The sequence below is a fragment of the Paenibacillus sp. ACRSA genome (assembly GCF_022346845.1).
Taxonomy (GTDB): domain Bacteria; phylum Bacillota; class Bacilli; order Paenibacillales; family Paenibacillaceae; genus Paenibacillus.
In genome coordinates, this window is record NZ_JAKRNP010000001.1 from 132,491 (window position 1) to 150,426 (window position 17,936).

The 17,936-nt window shown below is 44.5% G+C and carries 16 protein-coding genes; 5 read left to right on the forward strand and 11 right to left on the reverse strand.

Going from position 1 to position 17,936, the window contains the following annotated elements:
• Positions 1–118: 118 nt before the first annotated feature.
• On the reverse strand, positions 119–931 hold the full coding sequence (locus tag MH215_RS00610) for an AAA family ATPase (RefSeq protein ID WP_239287061.1): 813 nt from the start codon (positions 929–931) through the stop codon (positions 119–121).
• A 360-nt stretch (positions 932–1,291) separates the two neighbouring features.
• Between MH215_RS00610 and MH215_RS00615 the strand changes: the two genes are divergently transcribed.
• Positions 1,292–1,444 (forward strand): DUF1540 domain-containing protein, encoded by a 153-nt coding sequence (locus tag MH215_RS00615; RefSeq protein ID WP_082560211.1) that lies wholly within the window; start codon positions 1,292–1,294, stop codon positions 1,442–1,444.
• A gap of 207 nt (positions 1,445–1,651) precedes the next feature.
• Complete coding sequence (locus MH215_RS00620) at positions 1,652–3,106, forward strand: 4-hydroxyphenylacetate 3-hydroxylase family protein (RefSeq protein WP_239287062.1); 1,455 nt, start codon at positions 1,652–1,654, stop codon at positions 3,104–3,106.
• Between the two features lie 24 nt (positions 3,107–3,130).
• Here MH215_RS00620 and MH215_RS00625 read toward each other — a convergent pair whose 3' ends face one another.
• From MH215_RS00625 to MH215_RS00635, 3 genes are read right to left on the reverse strand one after another with little or no spacing between them, the layout of a single operon-like run.
• Positions 3,131–3,697: a nitroreductase family protein gene (locus tag MH215_RS00625; RefSeq protein ID WP_239287063.1), complete on the reverse strand. Its 567-nt coding sequence runs from the start codon at positions 3,695–3,697 to the stop codon at positions 3,131–3,133.
• A 34-nt stretch (positions 3,698–3,731) separates the two neighbouring features.
• A complete protein-coding gene (locus MH215_RS00630) occupies positions 3,732–4,535 on the reverse strand; it encodes a hypothetical protein (RefSeq protein ID WP_239287064.1) in 804 nt (267 codons plus the stop codon).
• Positions 4,536–4,540: 5 nt separating this feature from the next.
• Positions 4,541–4,993, reverse strand: a complete 453-nt coding sequence (locus MH215_RS00635) for a flavodoxin (RefSeq protein WP_239287065.1) — start codon at positions 4,991–4,993, stop codon at positions 4,541–4,543.
• Between the two features lie 312 nt (positions 4,994–5,305).
• Here MH215_RS00635 and MH215_RS00640 point away from each other — a divergent pair, with 312 nt between their 5' ends.
• From MH215_RS00640 to MH215_RS00650, 3 genes are all read left to right on the forward strand, one after another.
• Positions 5,306–6,169 (forward strand): class I SAM-dependent methyltransferase, encoded by an 864-nt coding sequence (locus MH215_RS00640; RefSeq protein WP_056689643.1) that lies wholly within the window; start codon positions 5,306–5,308, stop codon positions 6,167–6,169.
• A 2-nt stretch (positions 6,170–6,171) separates the two neighbouring features.
• Positions 6,172–6,897: an RluA family pseudouridine synthase gene (locus tag MH215_RS00645; RefSeq protein WP_239287066.1), complete on the forward strand. Its 726-nt coding sequence runs from the start codon at positions 6,172–6,174 to the stop codon at positions 6,895–6,897.
• Positions 6,898–6,969: 72 nt separating this feature from the next.
• Entirely contained in the window at positions 6,970–7,284 is a 315-nt protein-coding gene (locus MH215_RS00650) for an MGMT family protein (protein ID WP_239287067.1), read from the forward strand.
• Between the two features lie 81 nt (positions 7,285–7,365).
• On the opposite strand, the gene MH215_RS00655 is transcribed toward MH215_RS00650, so the two are convergent.
• The 7 genes from MH215_RS00655 to parE form a co-directional block, all read right to left on the reverse strand.
• Entirely contained in the window at positions 7,366–8,874 is a 1,509-nt protein-coding gene (locus MH215_RS00655) for a DHA2 family efflux MFS transporter permease subunit (RefSeq protein WP_239287068.1), read from the reverse strand.
• On the reverse strand, positions 8,871–9,317 hold the full coding sequence (locus MH215_RS00660) for a MarR family winged helix-turn-helix transcriptional regulator (RefSeq protein ID WP_145047403.1): 447 nt from the start codon (positions 9,315–9,317) through the stop codon (positions 8,871–8,873). Before MH215_RS00660 ends, MH215_RS00655 begins: the two co-directional genes overlap by 4 nt.
• Positions 9,318–9,659: 342 nt before the next feature.
• The gene (locus MH215_RS00665; protein WP_239287069.1) at positions 9,660–12,203 is read right to left on the reverse strand and encodes an FAD-dependent oxidoreductase; all 2,544 of its coding nucleotides are present in this window, start codon (positions 12,201–12,203) and stop codon (positions 9,660–9,662) included.
• Positions 12,196–12,513: an ArsR/SmtB family transcription factor gene (locus MH215_RS00670; RefSeq protein ID WP_156395453.1), complete on the reverse strand. Its 318-nt coding sequence runs from the start codon at positions 12,511–12,513 to the stop codon at positions 12,196–12,198. The genes MH215_RS00665 and MH215_RS00670 overlap by 8 nt, the downstream gene beginning before the upstream one ends.
• Positions 12,514–12,763: 250 nt before the next feature.
• Complete coding sequence (locus MH215_RS00675; RefSeq protein WP_056696878.1) at positions 12,764–13,204, reverse strand: MarR family winged helix-turn-helix transcriptional regulator; 441 nt, start codon at positions 13,202–13,204, stop codon at positions 12,764–12,766.
• 237 nt (positions 13,205–13,441) lie between these two features.
• Complete coding sequence (gene gyrA, locus MH215_RS00680; RefSeq protein WP_239287070.1) at positions 13,442–15,898, reverse strand: DNA gyrase subunit A; 2,457 nt, start codon at positions 15,896–15,898, stop codon at positions 13,442–13,444.
• Between the two features lie 12 nt (positions 15,899–15,910).
• Entirely contained in the window at positions 15,911–17,890 is a 1,980-nt protein-coding gene (gene parE, locus MH215_RS00685) for a DNA topoisomerase IV subunit B (RefSeq protein ID WP_239287071.1), read from the reverse strand.
• Positions 17,891–17,936 lie beyond the last annotated feature (46 nt).

Here is a 17,936-nt window from a genome sequence, read left to right on the forward strand (position 1 = left end):
TCATACACGAGATAAGTTGAAATCCTTAATCTTATTCTCAATGTTAAATTTCATTCTCATTTTCAATTATAACTACCCATTGTCCGTTTATTTCTAACATCTGATCGAAGTCTTTACATTAGGTTCCTAGTAACCGTGGCATATATTCATCATAGGCATCTGAGATCAATTGCTCGTGCAAAGGACTGCTCGTTATAATCGCTTTTCTTTTGGCTTTCAGAATAATCTGCTCTACATCGGCGAAGCTGCAGCCTTCTAAACGCTGACACATATAATGTTTCACATTAGCCTGGTGTTCAAACTGTCCGACCAGCTTGTTAATATAGAGTTGCCTGCTCTGAACATCTGGCATAGCGTAATTCTTTTTGGTATCAAACCTGCGCCAGATCGCATGATCCAATTGTGTTTCGAGGTTAGTTGCAGCAATACATATACTGTCTCCTTCGAACTCATCTAGGCATTGCAACAACGTATTCACAACTCTAGCCATCTCTTTAACCTCATCGTTACTTTCTCTTGTGCGCGCAATCGCATCGAACTCATCCAAGAAGAGCACGCAAGGATTCACTCTCGCATATTCAAACAATTTACGCACATTGGTACTCGTTTCCCCGAGGTGACTATGAATGATCGCATCCAGACGTACAAGCACTAATGGCAAGTTCAGACGATCTGCTACATACGATGCGGTTAACGTTTTACCTGTGCCTGGCGGCCCAAACATGACTAATTTATTCGGAATCGGAACCTCGTGTTCTGCAAAACGATCCTTCATCCCAAGAATCGTTAGAAACTCTTCAATGATGCGTTCGTTCTCTGCCGAAAATACAATATGTTTGGCTTTACGTGCACATTCCTTGGGTGAATAGAATGCAGCCATATCAATACCTTTTGCTCGTGGGATACGATTTATATGATTGGTTTTACTCATTACGCTAACTCTCCTTCAACGCTAATCAAGCGGTATTCATTAAAATTGTTGATGATCTATAAATAAGTATGATCTCTTGCTTGTTTTTTATTCGTAATAATTACTATTAAAAGATACCACACAAACTCCTTTTTGCCAACACTGTAGAGATTTTCGGGATAAAAAGCACCCAAGTAGTCTTGTCCTGTTGCAAGCCGAGACATTATTTGCTATTCTAAATGTGCATCGTTGTGTGTAACGCAAAAAAGCCCTCTAGTATCAGAGAGCAATAAATTACAGATTAGCAAGCGGCAACTTGTAAAATCTGGTTATGTCTTATACCAACGAATGTAATCCCACTACAAAGCGAGGTTATTAATCATGGCAAAAGACGTATTGTGCGAAGTAAATTCATGTGTGCACTGGGCTCAAGAGAACAAATGTAATGCAAGCTCCATTTATATCGTAAGCCACAGCTCCAAAAAAGCAGTTGAGTCTGCGGAAACAGACTGTAAAACTTTTGAAGTAAAATAAGTAACTTATGATTTGAAGTTAAAGGAGCCCTAACCGGTTCCTTTTTCTTTTTGTATTGTAACAAGAATGATAATTATTATCAAGCCCTTCTTACAAAAAAACGTTATTCCCTTATCGCTCTCGGATGCACACTGGACATTCTTCACACGTAAACTACCAGAGCAGTGCGTATGCCCATGAACGATTAGATCCAAGAGGTGAATAACGATGCCCGTTAAAAATGGCAAACAGTATGTTGAACGTATCAATGCCCAAACAGTACCTGTATGGTACAAAGGAAACCTAGTGACCGGAAACCGTTCAGACCATCTTGCTTTTGCTGGTTTAATGGATACTCAGGCCAAAATGTATGATATGCAGTACGACCCGTTGCTTGCGGCTAAGATGACCTATTCCTCCCCAGTCGATGGCAAACCAGTAGGCCTTTCCTTTCTGCCACCCAAAAGCGTGGATGATCTTGAGAGACGCCGTATCTCCATCAATCTATGGTCTAATATGCATCATGGCTTCTTAGGTCGCTCTCCGGATTACATGAATACTGCAATCATGGCGTTTTACACAGCCGCAGACCTACTGAGCGACTTATCACCACAATATGCTGAGAATTTAAAAAACTACTATGCTTATTGCCGCGACAATGATATTACACTCTCTCATGCATTCATTCAGCCCCATGCCAGCAAAATATCCGGACAAATGGACGCAACCGAAGATGCCATTGCGGCTAAGATCGTAGATCGAACACCTGATGGCTTGATCATTAATGGTGCATTCATGATGGCGACCCAGGGTGCCACTTGTGATGAGATTTTCGTATATCCTTCCCCTTCTCCTGCACCATTCGATGATGAGAATCCCTTTGCCTTCGCCTTTGCCGTCCCTAATGATCTGCCAGGCATCAGTATGATCTGCCGAGATACGTATGCTGCAGATTCACGTTACAATTATCCGCTTAGCTCCAGATATGAAGAGATGGATAACATCGTTATTTTTGACCATGTATTGGTGCCTCATGAACGAGTCTTCTTCGCCGGAGATGAAGAAATGTCCTCACGTTTATTCAGCGGAAGTCATTTCCACATCTACGCAGGACATCAGGTATTGTGTCGCTATATTGCCAAGACAGAATTTATTTTGGGAACAATACAGTTACTTACGGAGACACTGGATCAGGTCTCTGAAGCTCATGTTATTGAAAAAACAGCTCGTATATTAGCAGGACTTGAAACGTTAAAGGCGTTAGCGATTGCAGCAGAAACCAATGCCATACCCGATGGTAGAGGATTCTTACTACCTGCTCCCAAACCTCTGATGGCAGCGAACATCTTGTATCCGAAACTCTATCCTGACATGATCGATACGATGCAGTTACTAGCATCTAGCGGTATGATTATGATCCCACAAGAAGAGGAGTTCCAATCCGATGTAGCTTCTCACCTCAATACGTATCTTAAGGGTCCAGATTCGACACCCCTAGAACGCACTGCACTGTTCCGTCTGATCTGGGAGCTGGGCTCAGGTTCCTTCGGTGGAAGACAGACTCAGTTTGAACGGTTCTTCTTCGGCAATTCGATAACGGTATCGAATCGGCTATATGCCACCTACTCCAAGGATCAAACTTACCGTGAACTCGTTCGCAGCTTCCTCGCAGGCGCAGAATGACGACATCTGTAACGTTTGCATCATTTAAACGAGATGATCGTACACCGTCATAAGCTCAGAAGCGGGTCTGCCATAGTCAACATGCCTGAACGCTGGCTGGTCTCCGTACCCGATGTGAAACACACCCAACACTTTCTCTTCGGGGGTTAGACCCATCAGATTCATAAACACAGGATGATGTTGATAATCGTTCATCTTCCACACAGCATGCAATCCTTTTTCTGCTGCCAGTAATGAGAATCGTCTACTCCATGCCTTCGCTGGTAACGATTGATCCTCTCTGGCAGCAGATGGGGCTACGACGACTAGATGTGCTGGGATCGCCTCAGTGTACTGATACGTAGCCCAATCCCCATAACGATCAGCCAAGTGAGGAGGATAGCTCTGTCTAACTGCCTCCAAGTATAACTGGCGGCCTTCCCCAGCGAACAACATAAAGCGCCACGGCTCTGAACTCATTACATATAATGACGGATCTGCTTCATCCAACAGTTGTCCAATGACCGCTTGGGGTACTGGGAGTGGACTAAATTCACAGCTTCCAGCTTGACTTCTCACATTACCCATCACATGTTTCGTATGGCTAGACATGGTATCAATCCTCCTTCATCACACTTTAGCTTCTCTACATTAACCAGGTTTTCTTCGTATCTAATTCATTTCTACGTCGATCAGCTTCTTCATGGATGCGAGCTTTGTCACGTGCACTGAATTGATCTGATTCTACGTCTTCAGCTTGCGGTACACTGTCTCGAATCAAATGAATGTAATCCATAGAACGAGCAAGGGACTGGCGCCCAGGCATAAAACGGACTTTACGTCCTTCCAACAAACAATATACTTCAATCATGCCAGGCAGTTTGCCAAAGGCCTCATAACTAAACACACTTGCCATGTGCTGAAAAGCTTCAACGACATTAGGGTCATATACAACCATATATTTCTGGATTAACAGCGAGTCCCAGCCTTCAGGCTGCCAAGCGGCGTGAAAGATCATCGACAATTCCATAGATAAAGAAGGTATCTTGGTTTTCCACTGTTCGAACAAAATTGAAGGATGCTGCAGGTCTTCATTGGTTCGAATGATACGTGATAACTCATCAATGACTTTATTTTTCACTTCCCAGTAATGGAGCACTGAGTCAAATCCCGTTGTTTTCTTAGGCCACCACTTCTCCAGCATGTACTGTACAGGCACTTCCTTACGCACATCCGGATCCATACTGTAAAAGGCATTCACTGCGTGACTGACTGCGTACTGGACTCGATGTCTCCATAGGAGTTGAGATGCCTGCGTGATCTCCGGTTCTGGGCGAATGAACCGGTGTGGGCTGCGCAGCATCTCCTCTAATTTGTAATCTTCAAGCAGTCGTGTTGAGGTTCCTGACACCCCCAATGGAACGCCTGCTTGAACATGTTGTTTTAACATCTTCTCTAGGACACCTGTAATCCAGCAGCAATGAATTTTTTGCCAAAGTCACGGCAAGTATCCTTTTCCTGCTCAAGCGGACTATATTCGATTTTAAGCATCTCTGGATATACTTCCGCCCCACGCTCCTGTAACTTCTCTGCTGCTAAATCAACCGCTCCGCAGTACTGCTCATAGGAAGTATCACCACTACCAAATACTGCTGCTCTTTTGCCGGTCAGATCTAACTCATCCAGCTCTTCATAGAAATCTAGAAACTCATCGGGTAGCTCTCCGTCTCCCCAGGTATATACCCCAATTAGAAATCCATCATAATCCAGCACATCCGCTGCATTACAATCAGTTACAGACTTGAGATCAGCCTCATGACCGCACTGCTTGATTCCTTCCACAATTAATTCAGCAATCTCTTCTGTATTCCCTGTCATACTTGCATAAGCCACTAACAATTTAGCCATCTATTATTCCCTCACTTTATTTAATCATGGATATTGATTCTCGAATGAAGTAACGTTTGAATTATCAAAATCATATGTGATAATGATTATCATTGTCAAATTAATTTTTCCAATGTAATCAATTTTAGTATACGGAGCTAACTCAAAAACAACACTAAAAGGCATATCGGTATGAAACTATACATCGTGGTATGGAGCAACCCACTTCACAAGCTTGTTTCCTTATAGGTCTTGCGCCCCCTAACTGGCGTATATGTCTATTTTTGTTGTACAATAGTATCCAAATGACTTTTGAAGGATGGATAAATGAATATGTACGTAGCTAATCAATGGAAGGATTATGAAGTAATTGATACAGGAGGCGGCGAGAAGCTGGAGCGTTGGGGCGATGTCATTTTGCGTAGACCCGATCCACAGATTATCTGGCCACTTAAACAAGAAACAAATGAATGGCGTCAGGTGCATGGTCATTATCATCGTAGTTCTTCTGGTGGCGGCAACTGGGATATGAAAAAGCCGATTCCAGAACGCTGGACAATCGGTTATGAGAATCTTAAGTTTCATATTAAACCAACTAGCTTTAAGCATACCGGTCTGTTTCCTGAACAAGCCGCTAACTGGAGCTGGATGATGGATAAAATTAAGAACGCAGGTCGCCCGATCTCCGTATTGAACCTGTTTGCATACACAGGCGGAGCAACAGTTGCTGCTGCCTATGCTGGCGCTTCTGTTGTGCACGTAGATGCAGCTAAAGGCATGGTACAATGGGCTAAGGAAAATGTGCAGTTATCTGGGCTGGCAGATCGCCCTGTTCGCTTCATTACAGATGATGTATTCAAATTCGTACAACGGGAAGAACGTCGTGGTAACCGTTACGATGCGATTATTATGGACCCCCCTTCCTATGGTCGAGGACCCAATGGAGAGACTTGGAAACTGGAACAGAACTTGTACCCGTTCCTTAAGTCCTGCATGAACATTTTGTCGGATAATCCGTTGTTCTTGCTTATTAACTCATACACCACTGGTATCTCTCCAACGGTGTTGCGTAACATGCTTACGATGACGATGTCCGCTCAATATGGAGGCAACATTACCGCAGGTGAGATTGGCTTGCCGATTACACGTAGTGGTCTTGATCTGCCTTGCGGCATCTTGGGCCGCTGGGAGTCCTAGTCATGTCTGATCATTCACACAGTACGGTAGATATACCTATTTTGTTTGAGGATAATCACTTGCTTGGAATTGTTAAACCTGTGAACGTTCCAACACAGGAGGATGCCTCTGGAGATCCAGATCTGCTCACACTGCTTAAACAGGATCTGAAGGAACGCTACAACAAACCAGGCAATGTGTATCTCGGTCTCGTTCATCGACTTGATCGGCCTGTCGGTGGAGCGATGATTTTTGCCAAAACATCTAAAGGGGCTTCTCGTTTGTCTGAGACTGTTCGAGGACGAGATTTCCGCAAAATATATACAGCTGTTGTTCATGGCAAGCCACCAGCTCAGCGTGGTACGTTGAAGCATACGTTGCTGAAGGATGCCCGCACAAATACGGTTACCGTTGTGCCCCCAGGCACACCTGGCGGTAAAGATGCCGTATTAGACTACCAAGTGCTCGGCCAGAATGACCGATACAGCCTTGTGCGTGTTGAACTGCATACAGGCAGATCTCATCAGATTCGGGTACAGATGCAAGCCATCCATTGCCCTCTGTTCGGAGATCAAAAGTATGGCGCAGGAGTGAATAAACCAGGGCAGCAGATCGCCCTCTGGTCTACTATTGCAGGATTTCCCCATCCAGTAACCAAAGAAGAGATTACGCTAAAATCACTTCCTCCGCGGGAATTTCCTTGGGCTGAATGGCCAGTCCATGTGTACGAGCAGGCTTTTCAGAATTAGTACAATAACCGTGTATCCATCTTAGACATGGGTACACGGTTTTATTCTTATGTGAAAGGAAACTTCATTCTTATGACACCATTCACACAAAATGTCGTCTCTATCATATCTTCTATTCCCGAAGGCAAAGTCATGACCTATGGACAAATTGCTGCTCATGCAGGAAGCCCACGAGCTGCAAGACAGGTTGTACGTATTTTGCACTCCATGAGCCGGAAGGAACGTCTCCCATGGCACCGAGTCGTGAACGCCAAAGGTGAAATTGCAATTCCAGATGAACATTCACGGCTGATTCAAGAAACCGAGCTGATCAGCGAAGGTGTTGAATTCAAGCTCGATGGAACCATTGATCTTGAGCTATTTGGTTACCAACCTGAGCGTGAATAAGCAAAACAGAGCCTAAACAGATGATTAATCTGTCTAGGCTCTGTTTTTTGTACGTTTTAATTTTACGTGAAACAGGGTGCATTACGCTGTTGCGTTAACTTCTGACGATTCCTTTGGTGTCGGTTCGACAGCCGGCTTTGTTTTGCGAATAAAGAACGCCATCAGCATGGCCACAATCGTCATACCAGTCGCTACCGTAAAGGCATAGTTAACACCATAGATCGTAGCGTCTGCGGTCGCACGCAGCATTGCCGCTTGGTCATCCGGGTTAATCTGTCCTTGAGCAAGTGTATCTGCCAGATGAGACTTCAGCTTACTACTCATTATAGTGACCAAGATCGCCGTACCAATCGCACCTGCTACAGTACGAAGTGTGTTAGACATTGCCGTACCATGTGCATTGAGACGCTGAGGCAGTTGGTTCAGACCAGCTGTCTGAATTGGCATCATCAGCATGGACATCCCAAACATACGCGCTGTGTAGATAAACATCATATAACCATATGTTGTATCGATAGCTAAACGACTAAGTCCCCATGTTGTAATCGCTGTAATCGCAAGACCTGCGACAGACAACCAGCGTGCCCCTACTTTATCAAAGATCCGACCTGTAATCGGGGACATAATCCCCATCAAGATCGCGCCTGGCATCATTAGGAGCCCTGATTCAATCGGTGAGAAGCCACGAATGTTTTGTAAGAAAATAGGTAACAGGATCATACCTGCAAACATAGCCATCGTTACAAGCATATTAATAATCGTTGTTAGGGTGTACATGTTGTATTTGAAAATACGGAACTCTAGAAGCGGATGATCTGTTGTCAATTGACGAATAACGAATAGAATGAGGGAAAGTGCACCTACAATCAGGCAACTGATAACAATTGCACTGCCCCATCCATCTGTACCTGCATCACTGAAACCATACAACAAGCTACCGAATCCAAGTGTGGATAGGATGACGCCTGGGTAATCCAATTTCGGTTTAGATTGACGTGTTACATTTTTGACAAATGCAATACCGATCCCTGTTGCAATAATAGAGAATGGCAGAATGATGTAGAACAACAGTCTCCAGGAATAGTGCTCTACCACGTAACCTGACAATGTAGGCCCGATCGCTGGAGCCAAAATCATCGCAATCCCCATTGTACCCATGGCTTGACCACGTTTCTCAATTGGGAAGATTGTCAGGAAAACAACAGTCATCAGCGGCATTAGGATACCTGCGCCAGCTGCTTGAATAACACGACCGACCATGAGGATTGCGAAGGTAGGACTAATCCCACAGACCAGTGTTCCTAATGTAAAAAGCGTCATAGCCGTAATAAAAATCTGACGTGTAGAAAATTTGGCAATGAGATATGCCGTAACGGGAATCAGTACACCATTGACGAGCATATATCCAGTTGTAAGCCATTGGGCCTTATTCGCGTTAATCGCGAGGTCTTCCATGATCTTAGGAAGAGCTACGTTCATCAGGGTTTGATTCAAGAAGGCTACAAAAGCACCGATTAACAAAGCGGCAACAATTGGCCCTTTCTTGATGTTGTCCATCCCTACGGATGGCGCTGTAGCGGTTGTACTCATTGGTTGTTCATCTCTCTTCCTTCTAACTTTTCAATCATTTGAGTATGGATTCTTAGCAGATGATCAAGATCTTCCTTCGGAATATCCAGAATAGGCGATACTCTTTCCATCCATAGGTGATGTGTCTCCTGCTGCGCCTTCTCCCCTTTATCCGTAATCTGCAACATGACGGATCGGCGGTCAGCATGCGAACGAGTTCGGATGAGGTATTCACCTTTGACAAGACGTTCGATCACGGCGCTCATAGAGCTACTTCCCATATGGCAAAGTTCTGCCACTTCGTTGACTCCGATTGAAGGACGCTCCTTCAGAATGGACAATACCATAAACTGAATAGAGGTCAATTCGATCTGCTTGTTTTCATTCCAGAATGCTCGGAAGAGCATTTGATTCACCTGGCGGAACGAATTAATAATATAGAATACTTCATACGTATCAGTCATTGTTTCACCCGTTTACTTTTGGAATATAATATTTCGCACACGAAATATCAGGGGAACAATTACTTATTATAACAAAAATATTTACATAGTCAACTCTTTACATATGATTTTTATAATATTAGAACATATTATATTTGATATATAAAATATATAAGCAAGCCCGGTAGGAGCTAATCAGTTTGATTGTAGCTTTTCCCTGAACGATGAGATTATGCAGCCGTAGTCTTGATCTGTAACGTTGTTCTAATCGTCATGATCACCAAAAACCTCTATTCCACTTGAGGTGAAATAGAGGTTAGTAATTTCGAGAATAAGATTGAGTTTAAGATTCGGATTATACTTTTAGATAAACAAATTATGGTTCGCCTGATCTGCTTGTCCGAGATAATAACCAACGCCACCAATGACAGCCTGATCAATTAATTCCTCATGCTGAATGCCCATCAGATCCATCGACATCTGACAAGCCACGATCTCTACCCCTTGTGCAATAGCAGACTCCATAAGTTGCTCCAGCGAAGCGACATTATTTTTTTTCATCAGGCCCCGTATCATCTTCGAACCTGCCCCAAACATATTCATCTTGGAGAGTCCCAGCTTGAGGCTGTTGCTTGGCAGCATCATATCAAACATACGGGCCATACCTGTTTTAGCAGGTGCTTTCAACATCTCGTGCTTGCGAATGATATTTAAGCCCCAGAAGGTGAAAAACATCGTTACTTTCCGTCCGCTTGCTGCTGCCCCATTGGCAATAATGAATGAGGCAATAGCCTTATCGAGTTCACCGCTGAATACCACCATAGTACTGGCATTATCAAGTTGCTGTGAATGGCTTGTGACAGGTGAAGTATTCTTGGCTAAAACTGCCTCAATCACCCCGCCCTTGTCCCGCTCCAGCTTAAGAACGTCAGACCCGGACATTGTAGCCCATGCTTTCACATCCTCATAGAATCCTGGGTCGGAGGCTTTCACTCGGAGTGTTTGTCCGTCTGCCAGCTGATCCATTTTTTGTTTAACCTCGATTAAAGGTCCAGGGCAACTCAAACCACATACGTTCAATTCGTTATCGATGCGAAGTTCATCTGATGAATTTACTTGTGATCCTTGCTTGGTTTCGTCATCCATCGGAATTCTCCCTTGCCCTTCCTGTGCTTTATTTATCTCATTGCGATTAATGTCGCTACTATTGTTACTTCCGTTGTCCCCGTCGACGCCACCTCTTAAGACGGTTGCAGGTTTGAATTGTACCTGACGATAGGTTTTGTACCCCCCGCTCAAGTTTTTCACCTGATAGCCATGCTGGCGTAGAATTTGTGTGGCGGTATAACCACGAAGGCCTACTTGGCAATAAACCCAAATTTCTTTGGAAACATCCAGCTCATCCAGCCGTTGACGCAGCTCATCCACCGGAATGGACAATGAACCTGGAATATTCCCGTTACGGTATTCTAGGTCACTTCGAACGTCTAACAATACAGACTTAACAGGATTGCGCTCTGCCAGCTGAGCATACGTGAATGAGTCTAATCGACCTTCAATCATGTTTTCAGCAGCATACCCGACCATGTTTACCGGGTCTTTCGCAGAAGAATATGGCGGTGCATAGCTCAATTCAAGTTCCGTCAAATCTCGTACATTTCCTCCGAAGTGAATCGCCACCGAAATATCATCAATTCGTTTGTCCACCCCCTCATAACCAACAGCTTGTGCACCTAGAATTTTGCCATCCGAAGAGAAGAGCAATTTCAATGTCACTGCACTGGAACCTGGATAATAGGAAGCATGGGAGGCTGGATGTACGATCACGGTACGATAGTCCTTCTGCATTCGTTTGAGCGTTTTCTCATTGCTGCCGGTAGATGCACCCGTTAACCCAAATACTTTGATGATCGACGTTCCTTGAGTCCCTTTATAAGTTGTTGGGAGACCTGCAATCTGATCCGCTACAATGCGTCCTTGTTTGTTCGCAGGACCCGCAAGGGGGATTGCTGTCTGTGTACCATGAATGTAATCCTTCACTTCAATGGCATCACCCACGGCATAAATATGCGGAATACTGCTCTCCATCTTTTCATTAACAAGGATGTGCCCACGCGAACCGAGAGCCACGCCACTGTCCTGTAAAAATGAAGTGTCTGGTGTAACGCCGATCGCCAGAATAACCAGATCAGCAGATAATATAGTGCCATCGGACAATTCCACGCCGATACCTCGATCCAGCGTCCGGAAGCCTTGAACTCGCTGCGAGAATATGAGATTTACTCCATGCTGCTCCATCTCTTGCGCCAGCGTAGCAGCAAGTTCAGGATCAAACGGTGTTAACAATTGATCATTGCCTTCAATCAAAGTTACATCGAGTCCAGCTTCCTTCAAATTCTCAGCCATTTCTACACCTATAAACCCTCCGCCAATAACAATCGAACTTTGGTTGTTATAAGAACTAATTTGTTCTTTGATTCGATCAATATCCGGAATGTTCCGCACGGTGTAGATCAACGGGTTCTCTTTACCCGGCAGATCTGGCACAAGCGGACGGGCACCAGGCGACAAAATTAATTCATCATAACTTTCCTCGTATAGACCACGTTCAGCACTGTGTACTTGCACAGTGCGTTTACTTGAATCAACAGCTATAACCTCGCTTTGTGTTCGCACTTCAATGTTGAATCGTTCCTCCATACCTTTCGGTGTCTGTACGAGTAGTCGTGCACGCTCTTCAATTGAACCTCCAATGTAATAAGGCAAGCCGCAGTTAGCAAATGAGATATAAGGCCCTTTTTCAAACATAATGATCTCTGCATATTCGTCAAGACGCCGGAGGCGTGCAGCAGCAGATGCACCCCCTGCGACACCTCCCACGATTAACACTTTTTTACGTTTACTCATCTTCGCATTCATCCTTTTCGAATAAAATCCTAATTAACTGCTCCACACGTACATCAGCAAGTACGTAATTCACTTCAAGACCATTTCGCTCGGTAGCAACGATTCCTGCACTGCGAAGCTTTTGCAAATGCTGTGATACCGTCGATTGTGGAAGATCCAAACACTCCTGCATATATGAAACGTTACATTTCTTTTTGCGCATCAAACCACGAACAATACATAAACGCACCGGGTGAGAAAGTGCCTTAAGAAACTCAGCTGGTTCATCAAACTGTTTTAATTGATTCCGATCAAAAGCAGGCAACTCCAAGATAACCCCTCCTAAAACGTTATATCGTAATATTACGATATAACGTTTTTATTGTCAATTTATTTTCTGACAAGCCATATCATATGAATCCATTGTTATTCTGTTAAAGAAATTCATATTAAATTCAACCAAAAAAGCATATTCCCGGCTTCAAAAACCAGGAGTATGCCCGAGGGATACATTAATTCGCTGGATACGTCATCAGATATATACGAACCTTAATATCATTTTTTAGATACATTGCCTTAGTTTAACCTGAACTCGTTAATACAGGCTCTTTACTCTTAGGCGTTGTCATCTTGCCAAGCAGGTACACTAGTAGTTGTTGATTGTGCATTGAAATATTACTAAGCACCGAATTCATGAAGTCATTGCGAATAGCAATGCCTCGCTCTGTTTCCTTCTGTCCTTTATCTGATAAAGAAACCCAGACGATCCGTCTGTCTTGATTATCTCGATCTCTACGAATTAGACCATTCTTCTCCATTCGATCAAGCAACATCGTCACTGCCGCAGGCGTTGTCGCCAAAAAAGGAATCAAATCAGATGGTTTCATTCTCTGGTGATCCTCAAGAACCTCCAATACTGCCAACTGAGCTTCAGTTAGGGAGGGGGCTAATTCCTGATCCATATGCAATTTATAGTCCTTTGTTAACCTTGACCAGCACTTCGCAAAATCGGAATTATACATGTTATAACGCTCCTCTCTGCATCCGGTTATCACTTCACCTGCTTAAGTTTTCGCCCTCAAAAGCCGCATTCCTGCTGGGTTTTTTCAATTTCCTAGCGATCGACCGTAATCGACGAAGGTTGTTAAACTTCGCATAAAAGCTCTCTTGTAATCCGCCTCATAGCAACAAAAAAAGACTCCTCACATGACAGGATTAGCTGCACTGTGAAGAGTCTTCAATTATAACTATTTTGAAATTTATGAGCCAGAAGCATCTTCCGTAAAGTCTCCGAGCAATTCCATAATTTCATCTTGCTTATCTACATGTACAAGTAACTTACCGATATGCTTACGCTCTGTGATCGGTACACCTTCCGAAGAAATCGCATGAGTATGCCCTTCCTTCGTCATTAGATTAAAGCTTCGTTTTTCACGACAATAGAAGGCTGCTGCAATACGGCTACCGTTCGGTTTAACCCGCTTGCCTTCCTTAAACTCAAATGTTGCAAGACCTTTGCCTCCGCGGCTCTGTAATGCATAATCGAGCAATAATGAACGTTTGCCATAGCCTAGATCAGACAACACAGCAATTTCACCTTCATCGCCCTCTACCCATAAAGCAGCAACCACTTCGTCTGTATCTTTTAGCTGAATCCCGCGTACACCACCGGATACCCGTCCCATCGGATTAACTTCATCCTCACGGAAACGAATAGCCATCGCTTCTTTGGTAATCAGCATAATTTCTTTGTCACTCGTGCTTAAATGAACCGATAATACCTCATCATCCTTACCTACTTTGCACGCAGCCACAGCACCCGAACGTTTCGTTACATACTCTTTCAATTCGGTACGCTTCACCTGGCCTTTACGTGTCACAAACACCAGGCTATGATTGGGCTCCTCAAAGGACTTCACTGCAAGCACAGTGGATATCCGATCATCTTTGGCAAGTGGAATCACATTGACAATAGCTGTCCCTGGATCTTTCCATTTGAACTCTGGCACCTGATGAACAGGCAGAAGGAAGTATTGTCCTTTCTTTGTGAATACCAGTAGGTTCTCAAGTGTATTTACTTCAAGGACTTGTGATATATAGTCTCCTTCTTTTACACCGCTACCGTTACGTTCCCCACCAGATCTTGAAAAGGACTGCATGCCTGTGCGTTTAATGTATCCTTCTTTGGATAAAGTCACAAATACATCTTCCGCGTTAACCAGCACTTCCAAATTAACTTTAAGCTCTTCGACTTCGCCTTGGATTGCAGAGCGACGATCAATACCGTATTTCTCTCGAATCTCCAACAATTCCTTACGAATTACTCCGATTAGCTTGCGGTCACTATCTAGAATAGCACGTAGCTGTGCAATCTTTTTCATCAATTCGCCAAGTTCTTTCTCGAGCGAAGTGATCTCCAGATTAGTCAAACGGTATAATTGCAGGGTGAGTATTGAATCCGCTTGGCGCTCGGAAAATCCAAACATCCACATTAGATTATTCTGAGCATCTTGGCGGTTTTTTGATGCTTTGATCGCAGCGATCACTTCATCCAAAATATTCAGTGCTTTAACAAGCCCCTCTAGCACATGTGCACGGTCTTCCGCTTTCTCCAGCTCATACTGGGTACGGAACGTCACAACTTCACGCTGGTGGGCAATATAAGCTTCCAGAATCGCTTTTAAGCCCAACTGTTGCGGCGCTTTATTAACGATCGCCACCATATTAAAGTTATAGGTTACCTGTAAATCGGTTTTTTTGAGCAAATATGCCAGAATACCCTGTGCATCCGCTTCTTTTTTCAACTCGATTACGATACGTAGGCCTTCACGCCCACTCTCGTCACGTACCTCAGCGATGCCTTCGACCTTTTTCTCCAGACGGATGTTCTCCATCGCTGTGACTAGGCGAGACTTCACGACTTGATAAGGAATCTCCGTAATGACAATTTGTTGTCTACCACCACGCATGTTCTCGATATCCGTTTTGGAACGAATATAGATACGTCCTTTACCCGTGCGGTACGCATCCAAAATGCCGTCACCGCCCATTATCAGTCCACCTGTTGGAAAGTCCGGACCCTTCATGAACATCATGATCTCTTCTAGCTCAATCGAAGGTTTCTCCATCACAGCAATACTTGCGTCAATGACCTCCCGCAGATTATGCGTTGGGATCTCCGTTGCAAAGCCAGAAGAAATCCCGCTTACGCCATTAACCAACAAGTTCGGATAGCGTGAGGGCAATACAACGGGTTCTTTAGCTGTGTTATCAAAGTTATCCTTGAACAAGACGGTACGTTTCTCAATATCACGTAACATCTCCATCGCAATCGGTGACAAACGTGCTTCTGTGTAACGCATCGCTGCAGCCGGATCATCATCCTGCGAGCCCCAGTTACCATGACCGTCCACCAGCATATGGCCCATTTTCCATGGCTGTGCCATCCGCACCATACCATCATAGATGGAGGAGTCACCATGAGGGTGGTAATTACCCATAACGTCCCCAACGGTTTTGGCAGACTTACGATACGGCTTCTCAGGCGTATTACCCGAGTCATACATGGCATACAAAATACGCCGTTGCACGGGTTTTAAACCATCACGCACATCGGGGATCGCCCGATCCTGAATAATGTATTTGGAGTAGCGACCGAAACGGTCACCTACGACCTCTTCGAGAAAGGCCGGCATAAATTGTTCTGATAGACTCATTCCAAGCACCTTCTATTCTTCGTACTCTGTAAAGTCAACGTTCTCTACAATCCAGCGTTTACGTGGGTCTACTTTGTCACCCATAAGTGTGGATACCCGTCGCTCTGCTTTTGCCGCATCCACAATCTCGACTTTGAGCAATGCACGCGACTCTGGATTCATTGTCGTTTCCCATAATTGATCAGGGTTCATCTCACCCAATCCTTTGTAACGCTGAAGTTCGACGTTTTTACCTAATTCTTTCATGTAATTAGCCAATTGTTCATCCGTCCAAGCATAACGAACGGTTGACATTTTGCCAGATTTGCTAGTGATTTTGTATAGCGGCGGCTGAGCAATGTACACTTTACCCTCATCAATCAAAGGTTTCATGTAGCGATAAAAGAACGTTAGCAACAATACTTGAATATGCGCACCGTCTGTATCGGCATCTGTCATAATGATGATTTTGGAATAATTGCTGTCTTCAACCGCGAACTCGGTACCAATACCTGCTCCAATGGCAGCAGTAATTGCACGATACTCTTCATTTTTCAATATGTCAGCAAGCTTGGCCTTCTCTGGGTTTAGCGGCTTCCCTTTGAGCGGAAGAATGGCTTGAATTTTGGAATCCCGCCCTTGTTTCGCTGAACCTCCTGCCGAATCTCCCTCTACAATGAACAGCTCATTCCGAGAAAAATCTTTCGATTGTGCCGGAGTTAACTTCCCGTTCAGATTGGAACTTTCACTACGTTTTCTGCCTGAACGCATCTCGTCACGAGCTTTACGCGCTGCCTCTCTTGCACGAGAAGCCTGAACTGCTTTGCGGATCAGTGTCTGTGCAACCTGTGGGTTCTCTTCCAAGAACCGTTGCATGTTCTCTGCCACGACAGAATCCACTACACTTCGAGCAGATGCGCTTCCGAGTTGGTCTTTCGTTTGACCGACGAACTCAACCTCAGACATTTTGACACTAATAACAGACATCATACCTTCACGAAGGTCGTTACCTTCTAGGTTTTTGTCCTTTTCCTTAATCATGTTCGTCCGTCTTGCATATTCATTCATCACACGGGTATAGGCCGTCTTGAATCCGGTCTCATGTGTTCCCCCACCTCTGGTAGGTATGGAGTTAACAAATGACGCCAGCGTTTCGGTATAACCAGCGTTGTACTGAATCGCCACTTCAACTTCGATATCATCCTTCTCCGCAACAAAATGAATGACATCATGCAGCACATCTTTATTTTCGTTCAGATATGCGACAAATTGACTTGCTCCACCTTCATACATGTACTCATCTTGATTTCCTGAGCGTTCGTCTTTGAGCACAATCCTTAGACCAGAGTTCAAGAATGCAATCTCTTGCAGACGCTCCGCAAGTGTATCGTAATTTAACTGAATACCATTTTGAAAAACACGAACATCCGGCTTGAACGTAACCTTCGTTCCAGTGCGATTGGTGTTGCCCAATACTTCAAGACCTGTAACCGGCTCTCCGACATGCTCTACACCTTTTTTATCTTGCCAATATTCGAATCGTTGACGATGAATCTTGCCATCACGGAAAATTTCAACTTCAAGCCACTCGGACAAAGCGTTCGTTACCGAAGCTCCTACACCGTGAAGTCCACCAGATTTCTTGTATCCTGATCCTCCGAATTTTCCGCCTGCGTGCAAAATCGTAAACACGACCTGGGGAGTAGGAATCCCTGTTTTATGTATACCTGTCGGAATTCCCCTTCCGTTATCCTGAACCGTAATGGAACCGTCCTTATGCAGGGTGATATCGATTTTGGAGCAGAATTTGGCGAGATGTTCGTCGACAGCATTGTCAACAATCTCCCATACCAAATGATGCAGACCCGAAGAACTGGTGCTGCCGATGTACATCCCGGGCCGTTTCCGAACCGCTACCAGTCCTTCAAGTACTTGAATGTCGTCCGCGTCGTAGCCTGAAGACCCTTGTCCTCCGCCTGTCGAACCTGCCGACATATCGATTTGCTCGACCATTCATGCTCCCCCTTCTTCACTACCAACTAAAAAAATTGCTAAAATG